This is a genomic window from Sphingomonas sp. ID1715 (genome assembly GCF_013044515.1).
Lineage (GTDB): Bacteria > Pseudomonadota > Alphaproteobacteria > Sphingomonadales > Sphingomonadaceae > Sphingomonas_B.
The window spans coordinates 1-15,039 of record NZ_JABEPR010000005.1; the positions used below are offsets into that span (position 1 = coordinate 1).

Annotated in this window: 15 protein-coding genes and 1 pseudogene; 8 read left to right on the forward strand and 8 right to left on the reverse strand. The window is 65.3% G+C overall.

Translation table 11 applies throughout. The annotated features are described in order from the left end of the window. Both HJG53_RS18390 and HJG53_RS12880 read right to left on the reverse strand, forming a co-directional pair. Positions 1-183, reverse strand: a pseudogene (locus HJG53_RS18390) (IS21 family transposase); the annotation flags it as partial. A gap of 84 nt (positions 184-267) precedes the next feature. Beyond that, positions 268-1,179: a transposase gene (locus HJG53_RS12880; RefSeq protein WP_217352830.1), complete on the reverse strand. Its 912-nt coding sequence runs from the start codon at positions 1,177-1,179 to the stop codon at positions 268-270. Between the two features lie 161 nt (positions 1,180-1,340). Between HJG53_RS12880 and HJG53_RS12885 the strand changes: the two genes are divergently transcribed. Next, positions 1,341-1,967: a tyrosine-type recombinase/integrase gene (locus HJG53_RS12885; RefSeq protein ID WP_171131239.1), complete on the forward strand. Its 627-nt coding sequence runs from the start codon at positions 1,341-1,343 to the stop codon at positions 1,965-1,967. Between the two features lie 180 nt (positions 1,968-2,147). Here the strand turns inward: HJG53_RS12885 and HJG53_RS12890 are convergent, their stop codons facing one another. Together HJG53_RS12890 and HJG53_RS12895 are read right to left on the reverse strand one after the other, a co-directional pair. Beyond that, complete coding sequence (locus HJG53_RS12890; RefSeq protein ID WP_171131241.1) at positions 2,148-2,519, reverse strand: STAS/SEC14 domain-containing protein; 372 nt, start codon at positions 2,517-2,519, stop codon at positions 2,148-2,150. 683 nt (positions 2,520-3,202) lie between these two features. Then, positions 3,203-6,325 (reverse strand): response regulator, encoded by a 3,123-nt coding sequence (locus tag HJG53_RS12895; protein WP_171131566.1) that lies wholly within the window; start codon positions 6,323-6,325, stop codon positions 3,203-3,205. Positions 6,326-6,557: 232 nt separating this feature from the next. On the opposite strand from HJG53_RS12895, the gene HJG53_RS12900 reads away from it, so the two are divergent. Then, entirely contained in the window at positions 6,558-6,752 is a 195-nt protein-coding gene (locus HJG53_RS12900; protein WP_171131243.1) for a hypothetical protein, read from the forward strand. 422 nt (positions 6,753-7,174) lie between these two features. On the opposite strand, the gene HJG53_RS12905 is transcribed toward HJG53_RS12900, so the two are convergent. Both HJG53_RS12905 and HJG53_RS12910 read right to left on the reverse strand, forming a co-directional pair. Next, positions 7,175-8,197, reverse strand: a complete 1,023-nt coding sequence (locus tag HJG53_RS12905; RefSeq protein ID WP_171131245.1) for an IS110 family transposase — start codon at positions 8,195-8,197, stop codon at positions 7,175-7,177. 95 nt (positions 8,198-8,292) lie between these two features. Further along, entirely contained in the window at positions 8,293-9,132 is an 840-nt protein-coding gene (locus HJG53_RS12910; protein WP_217352831.1) for a S9 family peptidase, read from the reverse strand. Positions 9,133-9,411: 279 nt separating this feature from the next. Between HJG53_RS12910 and HJG53_RS12915 the strand changes: the two genes are divergently transcribed. Continuing rightward, positions 9,412-10,362: an ArdC family protein gene (locus tag HJG53_RS12915; RefSeq protein WP_171131248.1), complete on the forward strand. Its 951-nt coding sequence runs from the start codon at positions 9,412-9,414 to the stop codon at positions 10,360-10,362. Beyond that, positions 10,359-10,730 carry a DUF2958 domain-containing protein gene (locus HJG53_RS12920; RefSeq protein ID WP_171131250.1) on the forward strand — a complete coding sequence of 124 codons (372 nt, stop codon included), beginning with the start codon at positions 10,359-10,361 and terminating at the stop codon, positions 10,728-10,730. The genes HJG53_RS12915 and HJG53_RS12920 overlap by 4 nt, the downstream gene beginning before the upstream one ends. Before the next feature lie 96 nt (positions 10,731-10,826). Here HJG53_RS12920 and HJG53_RS12925 read toward each other — a convergent pair whose 3' ends face one another. Then, complete coding sequence (locus HJG53_RS12925) at positions 10,827-11,009, reverse strand: hypothetical protein (RefSeq protein ID WP_171131252.1); 183 nt, start codon at positions 11,007-11,009, stop codon at positions 10,827-10,829. Between the two features lie 359 nt (positions 11,010-11,368). Between HJG53_RS12925 and HJG53_RS12930 the strand changes: the two genes are divergently transcribed. From HJG53_RS12930 to HJG53_RS12945, 4 genes are all read left to right on the forward strand, one after another. After that, the gene (locus HJG53_RS12930; protein WP_171131254.1) at positions 11,369-13,495 is read left to right on the forward strand and encodes a ParB/RepB/Spo0J family partition protein; all 2,127 of its coding nucleotides are present in this window, start codon (positions 11,369-11,371) and stop codon (positions 13,493-13,495) included. A 62-nt stretch (positions 13,496-13,557) separates the two neighbouring features. Further along, entirely contained in the window at positions 13,558-13,773 is a 216-nt protein-coding gene (locus HJG53_RS12935) for a hypothetical protein (RefSeq protein WP_171131256.1), read from the forward strand. A 67-nt stretch (positions 13,774-13,840) separates the two neighbouring features. Continuing rightward, a complete protein-coding gene (locus HJG53_RS12940; protein ID WP_171131258.1) occupies positions 13,841-14,254 on the forward strand; it encodes a hypothetical protein in 414 nt (137 codons plus the stop codon). Beyond that, positions 14,251-14,469: a DUF6117 family protein gene (locus HJG53_RS12945; RefSeq protein WP_171131260.1), complete on the forward strand. Its 219-nt coding sequence runs from the start codon at positions 14,251-14,253 to the stop codon at positions 14,467-14,469. The genes HJG53_RS12940 and HJG53_RS12945 overlap by 4 nt, the downstream gene beginning before the upstream one ends. A gap of 19 nt (positions 14,470-14,488) precedes the next feature. On the opposite strand, the gene HJG53_RS12950 is transcribed toward HJG53_RS12945, so the two are convergent. Next, a complete protein-coding gene (locus HJG53_RS12950; RefSeq protein ID WP_171131262.1) occupies positions 14,489-14,848 on the reverse strand; it encodes a hypothetical protein in 360 nt (119 codons plus the stop codon). Positions 14,849-15,039 lie beyond the last annotated feature (191 nt).

A 15,039-nucleotide genomic window follows, 5' to 3' on the forward strand; every position in this document is an offset into this window, starting at 1 on the left:
CTGGAACGGTCCCAACTTCGGTAACGGCTGAACCTCTCGCCGGTAGGCCATGTCCGCCTCCGGCGCCCGAACCGCCTTACGCACCACACCACGCGACAGATGCAGGTCGCGCGCTATCGCCTTGATGGCCTTCCCCGACGCGTGCTCGCGTCGGATCCTCAACACCGTCTCCAATACCAACATCCCGATCTCGCCGCCTGACACACCGCCAAGCGTGCAGCCTAGGCCACCGGGATGAGGGGTCTTTTTTCGACGCCGATCACCCCGCTACCGGGGTCCTTTTTCCACGCCGATCCACAGCTCGTCGGTCTCCAGAACCTCCTTCGCCCCGACGGCCATCGGATGCAGGAGGTGGCTGTCATTGGCGTCGTTGCAGACGTCGTGATGAACGATCAGTCCGCTCTCCACATCGACAACGCTCTGAAGGTTATAGGCCGGAAGCTTCGGCGCGTGCGCGTAACCCATCGGTTTTGCCTCAGGCTCGCCAAAGACCAGGACCTTTTCGTCTCGCTCCGCGAGTTCAGTCTGGCGTTTGGTGAGCCGCCCCTTGCGGCGCTTCAGCGCTGCGACTGCCTGACTGAAGGCCTCGCGATGAGCGGGCTGGTCGTCAAAGCCTTTCGCCACCTGCTCATCCATCACGTCGAGACGGTCGAGGTAATAGGCGATCTCACCTTCGGTATGCGCTATGTCTCTTGCCAGGCGGTCAGCGCCCGCGATGTTCTTCGGGCTGGCGACAGCACGGATCTTGGTGCCGTCCAACGCAACCATCCGCCCACCGAGCAGGCCTTGCTCGCGACAGAACTGAATAAAGGCGGCGCTGGTGCGGACGATCGCTTCGGGATTGTCGTGCCGGAAGGCAGCGATCGTCCGATAGTCCGGCGCCAACCGCCTCATCAGCCACAGGGCCTCAAGGTCTCGGACACAGGCGCGCTCCAGCATGCGCGATGAACGCACTTGGTTGAGGTAGCCCCAGATGTAGAGCCGCAGCAGGTCACCAGGCCGAAAGCCTGGACGGCCCGTGGCCGCTGCGACAGTGCGGTCGAAACCCAACTCACTGAGATCCAAGCTGTCGACAAACGCGTCCACGACCCGCACCAGCGCATTGGCCGGCACGTAGTCGTCGATGCAAGGCGGGAGCAGGCTGACTTCGGCTCGGCTTGGGCCTTCGATGAAGCTCATTGGCGCCTCCGTCCAAGAGAACCGAACCATCTGATTCTGCAGTGTTTCGCCTGCACTTTGAAGCGCCAGATCGACATCGGGACGGCCATTTTGGGCTTGTGATTTTCACTGGCTCGCTCGTTCAGAGCCAGGGCTGGGGGAGACTTCTTCGAGGAGATCCCATGACTCAATCTGATCTATTCCGTCTGCCGAGAAAGCCTTGGAACGCCGGCCGCATCGTAGGGGCGAAGTCCCCACTCAAGCCGAAGCACATTTGGGCGATCCGCCAGCAACTCAAGCAGCTCGGCCGCGCACGTGACCTGGCCATGTTCAACTGCGCCCTTGATGCAAAACTCCGCGGCTGCGATCTCGTGCGACTGCGGGTGAGTGACGTTGCGAGCGGTGACGTCATCCATTCTAGGGCGACGATCATCCAGCAAAAGACTGGCCGCCCCGTGCCGTTCGAGCTCACTGAAGCGACGCGTGACGCCCTACGAGTCTGGCTGACGGAGAGGGGTAAGCTATCGAATGACTGGCTATTCCCCAGCCGCAGCCATGCCGGTTCACATATCGGAACGCGGCAATATGCTCGGTTGCTCAAAACCTGGGTGAAGATGGTCGAGCTCGATACGCAGAGCTATGGCACCCATAGCCTCAGACGAACCAAGGTAGCGATGATCTACAAGAAGACGGGAAACCTGCGGGCCTGTCAGCTGCTGCTTGGCCACCGTAAGCTGGAGAGCACCGTTCGCTACCTGGGCATCGAGGTCGACGATGCTCTTGAGATATCCGAGCAGCTCGACTTCTGATGGGCCTGGCGGGTCTGCCCCGAAGCGGACCCGCCGAAATACCGTACGGGGTGGGTAGCGGTCGTTGGCGTTGCGCCCTTCGGATGACGAATCCTGACTTTGAAGCGACCTTCAGAAGGTCGGCTCGTGGGCCTGGTGTTGGTGCCCGCTACGCACCATAGCGGACGCCCTAGCCGGCGATCAGTGGGCGGTGTCCTGCGTTAGCCAAGTCACCGCGGCTGCAAGATCGTTGTAGAACACGCGATGATCACCTTGCCCAAACGCGATCCGGGCGAGGTAGGCGATTCGGGTGTTGGGGACCAGGATCGCAACGCGTACACCTTTCCGATGAAGCTGTTCGCTCATCTGCTGCTGCGCAACCGTCATCTCGATGCTCGGCGGGTCCATCTCCAGGGCATCGTAGAGCACTCGCCGTCGCTCTGTTTCACCCAGTAAAACCAGAACCTTCGCCTGAACATCGGCGATGTGGCTCTCGGTCAGATCGCCTCGAAGGCGCGCAACGATAATGTCGCCGCTAAGCTCGACCCAGACATGCCATCCTGTTTCGCTCATCCGACGCAATCCCAGCTGATTCAAGCGGTCAGTGCCTGACGCGATAAGATCGGTCTAGTCGCGCTATGCATCGCCGTTCATCGGATTGGGGCGGAGGGGCAGCGGCGGCCCGGAAGAGCCGCCGCTGCGGGCATCCGTCGTAACCAGCGGGTTCGGCATCGCCTGAGAGAAGCCTACCCACGACTTCACGACTCCGGAACTGAGATGATGTCTAAGGTCGGCTTCTGGCGCCTGCCGGACATGCGGAGCGTGCTGGGTGTTAGTCCGCTAGAGGTCGGTAGCAGTCTTTGACCCCGCGCCGACAGGCGGACGTTCAAGCCTTGCATTAACAGACGCTCTAAACGTCTGAGATGGGTGGTTTGCGGACCTTGGCTCAGCGCCGTGAAGCGGAAGTGCATCCGCGCGACTGCGCATCTGGCATCGGAACCGGCGCCTGCAGGCCTACTTTGGCGGCGACGTTCGTGTTCGTCGGCCTTGACGCGGCAGGCATCAGCGTCGTGGTGCATAAGGTCTCTGATCAAAGGCTTCTAACGGCGCAGCACCCTACCGAAGGGCGGAGGCGGTCACTGTCGCAAAGTCGCCGAAGACGCCGCCCTGCGATATCTGGTTCACCCGTCCTGACCCTCGTCGCTCGACCCGGCGCGGCGCACCTTGCCGATCCAGCTGTTCACCGTTGCCTTCGGTCAGCCGCCGCTCGCCGCGCCCTCCATCGCATTGTTGATCGCGGCCTTCAGATCGTCGGGGCTGTAGGGCTTCATCAGCAGCGAGGCGCCAAGCCGGGCGGCGTCCTCCCGGGGCACGTCGTCGCCTGTGGCGAAGATGATCTTCAACCTCGGGTGGCGACCGGCCGCCTGGTGGGCGAGGTCGATGCCGGAGACGCGCGGCAGACCCACGTCGGCAAGCAGGATGTCGACAGGGCAGGCCGCCATGGCCTTCGACGCCGCATCAGCGTCGGCCGCCTCGACCACGACGAAGCCGGCGTCCGTGAGGATCTCCGCAGTGCTGGATCGGATGAGGTCGTCGTCTTCCACCAAGAGCACCGTCGGCGCGCTCGGCGACGGCTCCTGAGGCGGCCGCGCCTTGGCCTGCGACAACTGCTGTTCGGCGATGCGATGCTGGGCCTCGTTGCCCAGCACGTGCCGCACCTTCCGCGCCAGGGCTTCGCGCGTATAGGGCTTGCCGAGCAGTTCCACCCCCGGGTCGAGCCGACCGCCGTGGACGATGGCGTTTTCCGTGTAGCCTGAGGTGAACAGCACCGCGATGTTCGGCAGCCGTTCCTTGGCCTTGCGGGCAAGTTCGGGACTGCGGAGCGGCCCGGGCATGACCACGTCCGTGAAGAGAAGATCGATGGGCAGTCCGCTCTCGATCACGCTGAGCGCGCTGGCGGCGTCGCGAGCCTTGAACACCCGGTAACCGAGCTCGGACAGCAGACCGACGGCGGTCTCACGCACGTCGTCGTCATCCTCAACCACGAGCACCGTTTCGGTGCCGCCGCGCACGGGCACGTTGCTGGTGTCGGCGAGCACGTCCTCCGTCTGCAGCACCCGGGGCAGGTAGAGCTTGACCGTGGTGCCTTCGCCCACCTCGCTGTAGATCTTGATGTGGCCGCCCGACTGCTTGACGAAGCCGTAGACCATCGAGAGGCCGAGGCCCGTGCCCTTGCCTTCGGGCTTGGTGCTGAAGAAGGGTTCGAAGACCTTTTCCAGCACGTCGGCGGACATGCCGGCGCCGGTGTCCGTCACGCCGATCATCACGTACTGCCCCGGCGTGACGTCGTCGTGCTGGCGCGCGTACTCACCGTCAAGCAGGCTGTTGCCAGCCTCAATTGTCAGCTTGCCGTGGCCGTTCATCGCGTCGCGCGCGTTGATGGCCAGGTTGAGGATGGCGTTCTCGATCTGCCCGGGGTCGACGAGGGTGTTCCAAAGCCCGCCCGAGACGACGGTCTCGACCTCGATCTCTTCGCCCAAGGCCCGCCGAAGCATGTCGTCCATGCCCTTGATGAACCGGCCGACGTTGACGACCTTCGGCTCAAGCGGCTGGCGCCGTCCGAAGGCGAGCAGCTGAGAGGCGAGCTTGGAGCCGCGGGCGACGCCCGCTAGGGCGTTCTGCACCCGCGTCTCGGCCCTTAGGTTGCCGGCGATGTCCTTGCCGAGCAGTTGCAGGTTGCCGCTGATCACCTGCAGCAGGTTGTTGAAGTCGTGGGCGACGCCGCCCGTGAGCTTGCCGAGCGCCTCGATCTTCTGCGCCTGACGAAGCGCGTTCTCGGCGGCTTGGCGCTCCGTGGTCTCGCGCTGAAGCCGGTCCAGCGCTTGGCCGAGCTCCTCGGTGCGTTGGGCGACCCGCTGCTCCAAGGTCTCGTTCATCTGCTGGAGCTGGTCTTCGGCGCGCTTCTGGTGCGTGACGTCAAAGCCGTTGACGAAGATGCCCGAGGCCGTGCCGTCCGCCTCGATGACAGGCTGGTAGACCAGATTGACGAAGCGCTCTTCCAGTTCGCCGCTGCCATTGCGGTGGATCTCAACCCGGAGGTTGCGACCGATGAAGGGCTCGGCCTTATGGAGGACGCCATCGAGCAGCTCGAAATAGCCCTGGCCGTCGACTTCCGGCAGAGCCTCGCGCACCGAACGTCCGATCAGGTCGCGGTGTCCGACCAGCTGCATGTAGGCGTCGTTGGCCAGTTCGAAGACATGGTCCTTGCCGCTGAGGATGGCCATGAAGCTCGGCGCCTGACGGAACAGTTCGCGGATACGGTCGCGCTCCGCCGTCCGTGCCTCGACCTCACTGGTGAGCTGGGCGTTGGCGCGTGTCAGCGCGTCGGCGGCCTCCTGGCGCAGACGCACCGCCTCGGCCAGGACGGCCGCGCGCTGGCGCTCGGCCTCGAACACATCCGCACTGGCAAGGCTTGAGGCGATCTGGCCCGCCAGCAACTTCAGGAACGGGACATATTCGTCGTCTTTCGGCCGGTAGGGGTTGAGCCCCACGAGCATGGCGCCCAGCGGTCGCTCGGCGCCCTGCCCAATCAAGGGGACGATCGCAGCGTGAATGGGCGCCTTGTCCCAGGCGCCGGAGGGCAGCTGCGCGTCTTCCGGCAAGTCGACGACCTGCTCGGCGGCCCCATTCCACACGCGTGCGAGGCTCCAGGCGGCGGTCTCGTTATCGATCAGATCGGCCGCGAACGGGTGGTCATGCTGGATTCCTGATGCGCTCGCCAGCCGCGCCTTCCCCTCGCCGTCGAAAACGTAGGTCACGCTGAACGGCAGATCGCGAAGGTTCTGCGCCAGCACCTGCTCGACGCAGCCGAGAACCGCCTCGCGGTTGTCGGCGGTCGCGAGCGCGGACGCGAGCAGGCGCAGCGAAGCCAGGCGACGTTCGCTGATCACCCGGTCGGTCTCTTCCGAGACCGCGCAGAACACCCCTTCGACCCGGCCCGTGTCGCCGATCAACGGGCTGTAGGAGAAGGTATGGTAGGTCTCTTCCGGATAGCCGTTGCGCTCGAGGAGCAGCAGCAGCGCCCGGTCCCAGGTGGCCTCGCCCTTCTCATAGACGGTGGCAAGCCGGTCCTTGATGTCGTCCCAAATCTCCGCCCAAAGGATCTTGGTCGGCTTGGCCAGCGAGGCCGGGTGCTTGATGCCGAGCGTCGGGCGATAGGCGTCGTTGTAGAAGAAATTGATGTCCGGGCCCCAGCCCAGCCACATCTCGAAGCGTGAGGTGAGCAGCAGCCGCAGCGCGACCTTCAACGCATTGGGCCAAGCCTCGGGTGGCCCGAGCGAGGTAGCTGCCCAGTCGTGGGCGCGCATCAGCTGCGCCATCTCGCCGTCGCCCACGAAAATGTCGGCGTGGGGTTCTTGCGACTTGATCAACTCAGGCACGGCAAGCTCCGGGACATCTCGGACGCCGGCGCTTAGCGGCTCCCGAAGCTCATATCCAGAAAAATACCGCGTTATCCGCGCCAGTCGCTTCACGGCGGTTTCCAGGTTGCGCCCCGGTGCAACGATGGTGCATTCGTGGGTCGAGGCTCGCTGCCGTTCGGGCGCCTAGACCATGAAGAAAGCCTCGGAATACCGCGAGCACGCCAGGGATTGCCGTGACCTCGCGGCTCAGATGGCGGGGGCGCAGCAGCGCGAGCAGCTGCTGTCGATGGCGGAGCATTGGGAGAAGCTGGCCGCCGATCGCCTCGACCTCATCCGCAGGCATCCGGAGCTTGCAAGCGAAGGCGAGCGCGAAGACGGCGGCTAAGCGCTTCGCAAGCCGCAACCCCGACCGAGAGCCGCTAAGCAGACGTTCTCAACGTCAGCGATGGGTCGAAACCGGTCTTTAGGTCACGGCTTGGAAGCCGACATTGTCAAAGAACCGCTGAATGTCGGCTTTCCGGATTGGAGCCAATGTCGCTTCACGACCCTGTGTGGACGGCTCTCCGGTGGCAAGGGTGATGTGGGCTTCTGCAGAGCTGGTCGGTGCGGCCATGTGTTCGGCCTGTCACTGCGGCGCTTAGGGCCGCGGGCCATAATGCCTTGATCGCGCGTACCGGGTCCCGACCAATTGCGCGCACTCGAAGTGCAGGGTCGTAGCGGGGTCTCCCGGTCCGGCGGTTTCAACCGGCTTTCTGCATCAACTCCAGTTCGCCCTTCCCAAGCTCGTCGGCGCTTGCCGCGCCTAGCTCATGCCGCCAGCGGCGCTCGGTAGCGCTCGCCGGTCATCATCATCGCCCAGACCGTTCGGGCGATCTTGTTGGCCAGCGCGACCGCGGCGACCTTGGCCTTCTTGCGCGCCAGCAGCTGCGCTAGCCACGGACGGCGCGTCGCGGAGCGTTCGGCGTGCCGGATCACCGCCATGGAGCCGACGACCAGCATCTGGCGCAGATAGCGATGGCCAGCTTTGCAGATGGAGCCCAGCCGCTCCTTGCCGCCGCTGGAGTTCTGTCGCGGCACGAGGCCGATCCAGGCCGCCAGGTCGCGCCCTGTCCGGAAGACGCCCGGATCGGCGACGCTCGCCACGAAGGCGCTGGCCAGCAGCGGGCCGACGCCGGGGATCTCCATCAGCCGGCGGCCGAGCTCGGTCCGGCGCGCGTCGGCCATGATGCGGCGATCGTTCTCCAGGATCTGGCGCTTCACCATGGCCAGCTGGTCGGCCAGCATCTGCAGGCAGGGCCGCGCCGCGGCCGGCAGCCGCTCGTCAGCTGTGTCGGCGACGATCTCGAGCAGCCGCTCCAGCCCCAGGCGCCCGGCCGGGGCGACGACGCCGAACTCGGCCAGGTGGGCGCGCAGGGCGTTCGAGAGCTGGGTCCGCTGGCGACAAAGCACCAGCCGGACCCGATGCAGCATCATTGCGCTCTGCTGATCAGGGCTCTTGATAGCCACGAACCGCATGGTCGGACGGGTCACCGCCTCGCAGATCGCCTCCGCATCCGCCGCATCGTTCTTGCCCCGCTTGACGTAGGGCTTCACGTACTGCGCCGGCATCAGCTTCACGTCGTGGCCGAGCGCAGTCAGCTCGCGCGCCCAGTGGTGCGAGGAGGCGCAGGCCTCCATGCCGATCACGCAGGCCGGCTGCTTCGCGAAGAACGCCAGAAGCTGCGAGCGCCTGATCTGGCGCCGGACAACGACCTGACCGGCCGCATCAACGCCGTGGACCTGGAACACCGACTTGGCGAGATCCAGACCGACCGTAACCACCTGACCCATCGCTCTCCTCCTGTTGCAGGAGCACCATGCTCCCGCGGTTGGTGGAGAGCCGTCCACGTCATCAATTGCGGACATTCAGATGGGCTTCGGCCCAGTCAATGGGTCTTCAGCCAAGCCAACGCACGTCCGATGCCGTTCTCATTCGCAGGCAGGGTAGAAAGTCCGAGATCATGCTCAGTCGGCAACTCGACGCTGGTCACATCCAGACGGCGAGCCTTCAGGCTCTCCACCAAGGACCGCGCGCTCTCAATGGGCGTGGAAGTGTCGCTTAGCCCATGTGCGACGAACACCGGCCCACGATAGTTGTCGAGTAGCGGCAAGCAGCGCTTATCCAGCACTGACCACCACCAGATTTCCGGGTTGGTGTCTCCCATCCACGTTTGCCCTAGCCGTGGGTCGGTTTGGACCCGGCGGCGCCGTTCCGCGAAACGGGGGTCGCCTTTGGTCAAGATTCCAAGTTCTTGCTCAAACGTGATCCCGCCGCCTGTGCTGAGTAGGGCGACGGCGCTCACATCCTGAGTGGCTCCCGCGACAGCGCACGCGGTCAGTCCGCCAGCAGAGACAGCGAGCAACTGAAAAGCACCGTCGCTACGGAGGTGTAGCTCCTGCTTTACACGGCGAAGCGCCACTAGATGATCGAACCACCGCGCCTCCTCGGTGGCGTGTGCCTCGTATCCAGCGCCGCACGCGCCGTTTCCGGACGAGCCGTCTTTCGCCACAACCACCACCCACCGGGTTGCGGCCCCGCGCATAACCTGATCGAACCATTTCAGAGATTGCGTGGTGTTGCAGGTGGAACCCTGCACGACCACCAAAGCTCGATCCGCCGCTCCAAGGCCACGGTCGTAGACCTCGACGTTCAGGGTGCTGCTATCGGCGCGGCGTATCTGAAGGTCCCGTTGAATGACGGCAGCTTCGGAACGCTGCCCCGCCATAAGGAGTATGGCGGCGAGCGCTGCTGCGAAAGATCGAACCATCCTCAACCTTGCCTTGCGAAGCTTGTGTGGTCCAGCGAGACGGAGGTCCGCTCACCACCCCGAACAGTAATTCCGAGAGTCGGCTTTGGGGCAGGATGTCCCATGCAGCCGGCACGGCCATAGAGTTTTTGCACAGCCTGCCCCGCAACACCCCTAGAGTGAGAGTGCGGACCGGCTTTGCCGTGACGGGTTGAGGACTGGGAGAAAGGCTCCCGGCGCCCGTCGCGGAGATCCGCGATGTCCAGAAAAACCACATCCGCTCGCGCCGGCCAGGATCGGACGAGCCTTTATGACGAAATCACCGGCAAGATCATCTCCGAGCTGGAGGTCGGCCGCGTCCCGTGGGTCCAGCCATGGGGGACGGCGGCGGCGAAGGCGCCGCTCGCCATGCCGCGGAACGGCTCTACAGGCCGGCACTATTCCGGCATCAACGTGCTGATCCTGTGGGGCGCCGTCATCGAACATAGCTTTCCCGGGCAGAGCTGGCTCACCTTCCGCCAAGCGCTCGCGCTCGGCGGCAACGTCCGCAAGGGCGAGCGCGGCACGACCGTGGTATACGCCGACCGCTTCATACCTGACGACGAGAAACGACGCGCGCGAGACACGGGCGAAGACGCCCAGGCGATCCCGTTCCTGAAGCGCTTCACGGTCTTCAACAGCGCGCAGTGCGAGAACCTGCCTGAGGATGTCGCAATCGTCACTCCTCCCCCGCCGCCGGGCCTGATCGAACCCCGGGTCGAGGCGCTGATCCAGGCCACCGGCATCGATTTCCGCATCGGCGGCAACCGCGCCTTCTACGCCCCAGCGCTCGACTATGTGCAGGTTCCGCCGCCGCAAGCTTACTACGACCCGATCAACTGGCACCGCACGGCGCTGCACGAGATGGGTCACGCCAGCGGCCACGCCTCGCGGCTGGGCCGCGACCTGTCAGGCGGCTTTGGCACCAAGAAGTACGCGTTCGAAGAGTTGATAGCCGAGATGAACGCCGCCTTCTGTTGCGCCTCCATCGGCATCGTACCCACCGTCAGACATGCCGATTATATCGGCTCGTGGCTGGAGGTGTTGCGCGAAGACAATCGCGCCATCGTCCGCGCCGCATCGCAGGCGAGCAAGGCAGCGGACTGGCTGCTCGGCTTCCTGCCGGGCGACGACCAAGCCGGCCCTTCGATCGACAGGAGGGCGGCATGATCCTTCTCACCACCGAGCTGCGCGAGCAGCTCCTCGCCAACGGCCGCGATCGCGACGCTGATCCCATCCCCGTGGTGAAGTTCTTCAACCCCTTGGGCGAGGGGGTATGGCTGGCGACCGAACTCGATGCCGACGGCGACACACTGTTCGGTCTAGCCGATCTCGGCGAACCTGAGTTGGGATCGTTCAGCCTGTCGGAAATGGCCGAGGTGAGCCTACCGCTCGGCCTTGGCATCGAGCGCGACATCCTGTTCGAGGGCCTTTTCCCGATCTCCGCCTGGGCCGAGGCGGCGCGAAGGACCGGAAGCATCCGGGCCGCCGAGCGCGTGCTCTACGCAGCCCATCGCGCCAGTCGCAGGGATGGCTAATGCGGCCTCTGCCGCCGACCACATTCCACGTCCTATCGAGAGACGCCGCGCAAACGCGCGGCGTCTCTTCGCGTGGCCGGTTGCCCATTTTCTACGCTAAAGACTCTCCTTCATCATCCCCGCCCACGCGGCGAGCAGCATCCCTTCAAGGTCATTATCCTCCCCAACCACTACGCTGAACACAGCCAGCGTGTCGGCGAACTCTTCGACCTTGAGATGTCCGCGAGCCTGCAGCGCCGTGACCAACATCGTCAGCGCCTTGCCATTTGCGCCGATCATGGCGCGCTCCACCCGCGATAGCCTCAGGTTAGCGCCTCGTTGCACTAGATTCGCAAACCAACGGCGCAATCCCCTTAGCGCGTCCTCAACAGCCCGTCGTGCTCATTATCGGTCTCCGATCAACTCCAGCGTCGGCATCCCGCCCGACGAAGGGAAGTGACGTCGAACAGTCTCTACGACGACTATTATAGTCGGGCTCGACATTCTCCGAAAGCGATGGTGTCAAGACGAGCGTGAAGTCGTCCGATCGGCCGCTGGCCGACAGTGGAAGATGAGAGAGTTAGAGGAGGGCCGGGATTTCGTGACGGGTTGGAGGTCGAGAGAGAGGCTCTCGGCCGCCCGTCGCGGAGTAAATCCCGATGGCTAGTGCAGCTCAAAAGATCGTCCTGTCGTCTTCGCGCGACATCCCTTTCAACAAACTGGTCCTGAGCCAGTCGAATGTTCGGCGCGTGAAGGCCGGCGTCTCAATCGAGGACCTGGCGGCCTCGATCATCCGGCGCGGGCTTATCCAGGGCCTTAACGTCCGGCCCGTGGTCGATGGCGACGGCAACGAGACCGGGATGTTCGAGGTGCCCGCCGGCGGCCGCCGCTTCAGGGCGCTCGACCTGCTGGTAAAGCAGAAGCGCCTCGCCAAGACCGCCCTCGTGCCTTGCGTGGTCCGTCCGGTCGACGATCCGATCCTCGCCGAAGAGGTGTCCTACGCAGAAAATGCCGAGCGCGCCGCGCTGCATCCTCTCGACGAGTTCCGCGCCTTTCAGGATATGCGCCTCAAGGGCACGCCCGAAGAAGATATCGCTGCCGCCCACCGCGTCAGCGTTCAGGTGGTGAAGCAGCGGCTGCGCCTTGCAGCGGTCTCACCGACGCTGCTGGACATCTATGCCGACGATGGCATGACGCTGGAGCAGCTCATGGCCTTCACCGTCTCGAACGACCATGTTCGCCAGGAGCAGGTCTGGGAGGCGATCAAGGACTCCTGGTCGAAAGAGCCGTACCAGATCCGGCGCATGCTCACCGAGACAACGGTGCGCGCTTCGGACAAGCGAGCCGTGTTTGTCGGGCTCGACGCCTACGAGGCGGCTGGCGGCGTCATCATGCGCGATCTCTTCCAGTCCGACGATGGCGGTTGGCTGCAGGACCCCGCGCTGCTCGACCGGCTGGTCGCCGAGAAGCTGAAGGCGACGGCAGGGACGATCGCCGCCGAAGGCTGGAAGTGGATCGAAGTGGCGGTCAGCTTCCCCTATGACGCCGCGCGGGGCCTGCGCGAGTTGCAAGGCGAACCGCTCGACATCTCGGCCGAGGAACAGGCCACCATCGACGCGCTCAACGCCGAATATCAGAAGCTTGAGGGCGAATATGAGGGCGCCGACGAGCTGCCGGACGAGGTCGACCAGCGCCTCGGCGAGATCGAGACGGCTCTCGCCGCGTTCGAGACCCGGCCGGTGCGTTTCGAGCCGGACGACATCGCGCGCGCGGGCGTGTTCATCAGCATCGCGCATGACGGCAGCCTCGACATCGATCGCGGTTACGTGCGGGCCGAGGACGAAGCGCCGATCAAGCCCGAGGGCGAGGCCGGCGTGGATGCTGGCGGCGATCCGGGCGAACCCGCGGTTCAGCGCGCGATCATCACCATCGGCGGCCAGCCAGCCGAACCCGAGGAGGACGAGGAGGACGACCTCATCAAGCCGCTACCGGAGCGTCTCGTGATCGAGCTAACGGCCTATCGCACACTCGCGCTGCGGAACGCCGTCGCGGAGAACCCCCACGTCGCCATGACCGCGCTGCTGCACAAGCTCGTCTCGGACAGCTTCATGACCCGCATGTATACGGGCGCCATGGAAGCCGGGGTGAAGCACATCTTCTTCCCCGCCCAGGACGATGGGCTGAAGGACAGCCCGTCCGCGCGCGCCGTGCAGGATCGCCATACCGCATGGGCGGGCGACATCCCGAAGGACGACGACGCGCTGTGGGACTGGCTCGCGGGCCTGGACGATGCCAGCCGGATGGCGCTCCTGGCGCATTGCGTCAGCTTCGGCATCAACGCGCTCTATGAGCGGCCGAACCCGCACAGCGCCGGTGGCGTGTCCCAGCACACTCTCGACATGCGGCTCACCCAAGCCGACCGCCTGACCAAGGCGACCGGACTCGATCTCGTCGAGGCCGGCTGGCGTCCGACCTTCGGCAACTATCTCAACCGGGTCACCAAGCCCCGCATCCTCCAGGCGGTTCGTGAGGGCGCCGGCGAGCAGGCCGCGCAGCTCATCGACCATCTGAAGAAGGGCGACATGGCCAAGGAGGCCGAGCGCCTGCTGGTCGACACCGGATGGCTCCCGGAGCCGCTCCGCCTGGTCGCCGAGGCCGATGCGTCCGCGCCGGAGATCCAGACCGGCGGCGAGGATGAGGGTGCTGCGCTGCCCGACTTCCTCGCGGGCGATGACGAGGAGCCCGCCGGCGAAGACGACGAACGCCACCTCGTCGCGGCCGAGTGATCGCTAGAGCGGAGCGGCTCCGGTCGCTCCGCCTATCCTTCCAACCAAGGAGCTGCGCCAAGTTGCAATCCCCACCGGCGCCCCGACGCGTCGTCTTCCAATATCTCGTGCCCGTGCATGTCGAGGTCGAGGACGGGCTCGTTGCTCGCGTCGCCGTCATCGACGAGACGCCGGTCCGCGATCCCATCGTCGTCGAGGGCGACCCCGCCTATCTCGACGATGCCGTGCGAGCCGCCGACGACGGCCAATCTTGGCCGTCCTGGCAGTTCGGCTACTAGCCCGACCACAATCCGAACCCTCCCGAGCCCGGCCAAGCGCCGGGCTTTTTCGTTTCTGGAGCCCGCCATGACCGACTTTCTCACCCGCTTTTCTTGCCTCCTCGACGTCGGCACCCCCCCGAACGCTGTGCGCGCCTTCGACATCTACACCGCGTTGATGGCCGAGAACGCCCGCGAGGACCCGCCGGCCGAGCCGTTTGTGCTCTCGCTGACGCCCGAGTATGGGCCGGCCCGGCTCTGGCTGCGCGACCCGGGCAGCGCCGACCAGCAACTCGCGATCACCTTCGTGACGCGCTGCGCCAAAGCCTTTGGGCTGACCGGGCGCTGGGGGTTTCAATGGGCCACCATCGCCTCCAACCCTGTCGTCGACGGGTTCTACGGGGGCGCCCATGTCCTTGAACTTTCAACTGGCGCGACGGTCGAGTGGCTGAGCACCGGACGTTGGCTCGCGGACCGCCTTGCCGACGGGGATGCCCGATGAGCATCCCCGCTCATGCCCGCACCAACTTCGAAACGTTGCTAAACGCCGCGACCAGCGGTGACCTGGCGCTCATGGAATGCACCGAGGTCGCGACCGGCGAGACGCCCTACGTCATCTGCGCCGTGGGGCGCGAGGGTGATGACTATATGCTTACGCCCTTCGGTCACCTGGCCGACGGCAACCCCTTCGAGCTTTATCGTCCGCCGGAAGCCTGACCTGAGCGCGATCGCCGCCCTACCAGACCGCGACCTCCCACTGGCCGTTGACCCGGGCGAAGCCGATCGGACGGTTCTGCGGAGCCGCACCGGTCTTCGCCGGGTCCATGACAAGCTGCGTCATACAGGTCACGCCGGGTCCGACACCGCCAGGCGAGCAGTCGCCGAGCTTCAGCGTCGCCCGCTCCAGCGATGTGCCGGTGAACAAGCGATGGCGCCTTACCGCGGCCGTGGCTTCTTCCTCGCTCGGCTGCGCCACGCCGGCAGCGATGGCCGGCGATGCCGAGACTGGCGAAATCACCGGCCGGAGAACGAAGCCTGCGCCGAATCCGACTGCCAGGCATCCGGCCGCAATGATGCCGATCACGCTTCCCTTCATGCCGCCTACCTTCCTCGCCAGGCGCGGCGAGCCTGTCGAAGGGCGCGCCGCGGCCAATTCTCCCAACTGAGACTAGCGTCCCATCGCGTCCGCCGGAAGCCGGATCGATGACGACGCGCGTCGACCGCACCAGAGTGAGAGGTCGGCCGGGACGGGTTGAGCCCGTCCGGTCGAGAGAGAGCGCCGGGCCG

Coding starts and splice junctions, on each gene's coding strand:
- HJG53_RS12880 (WP_217352830.1), bottom strand. CDS start 1,179: ATGAGCTTCATCGAAGGCCCAAGCCGAGCCGAAGTCAGCCTGCTCCCG.
- HJG53_RS12950 (WP_171131262.1), bottom strand. CDS start 14,848: ATGAAGGGAAGCGTGATCGGCATCATTGCGGCCGGATGCCTGGCAGTC.
- HJG53_RS12905 (WP_171131245.1), bottom strand. CDS start 8,197: ATGGGTCAGGTGGTTACGGTCGGTCTGGATCTCGCCAAGTCGGTGTTC.
- HJG53_RS12900 (WP_171131243.1), top strand. CDS start 6,558: ATGAAGAAAGCCTCGGAATACCGCGAGCACGCCAGGGATTGCCGTGAC.
- HJG53_RS12930 (WP_171131254.1), top strand. CDS start 11,369: ATGGCTAGTGCAGCTCAAAAGATCGTCCTGTCGTCTTCGCGCGACATC.
- HJG53_RS12945 (WP_171131260.1), top strand. CDS start 14,251: ATGAGCATCCCCGCTCATGCCCGCACCAACTTCGAAACGTTGCTAAAC.
- HJG53_RS12940 (WP_171131258.1), top strand. CDS start 13,841: ATGACCGACTTTCTCACCCGCTTTTCTTGCCTCCTCGACGTCGGCACC.
- HJG53_RS12925 (WP_171131252.1), bottom strand. CDS start 11,009: ATGATCGGCGCAAATGGCAAGGCGCTGACGATGTTGGTCACGGCGCTG.
- HJG53_RS12910 (WP_217352831.1), bottom strand. CDS start 9,132: ATGGCGGGGCAGCGTTCCGAAGCTGCCGTCATTCAACGGGACCTTCAG.
- HJG53_RS12890 (WP_171131241.1), bottom strand. CDS start 2,519: ATGAGCGAAACAGGATGGCATGTCTGGGTCGAGCTTAGCGGCGACATT.
- HJG53_RS12885 (WP_171131239.1), top strand. CDS start 1,341: ATGACTCAATCTGATCTATTCCGTCTGCCGAGAAAGCCTTGGAACGCC.
- HJG53_RS12915 (WP_171131248.1), top strand. CDS start 9,412: ATGTCCAGAAAAACCACATCCGCTCGCGCCGGCCAGGATCGGACGAGC.
- HJG53_RS12895 (WP_171131566.1), bottom strand. CDS start 6,325: ATGGCGCAGCTGATGCGCGCCCACGACTGGGCAGCTACCTCGCTCGGG.
- HJG53_RS12920 (WP_171131250.1), top strand. CDS start 10,359: ATGATCCTTCTCACCACCGAGCTGCGCGAGCAGCTCCTCGCCAACGGC.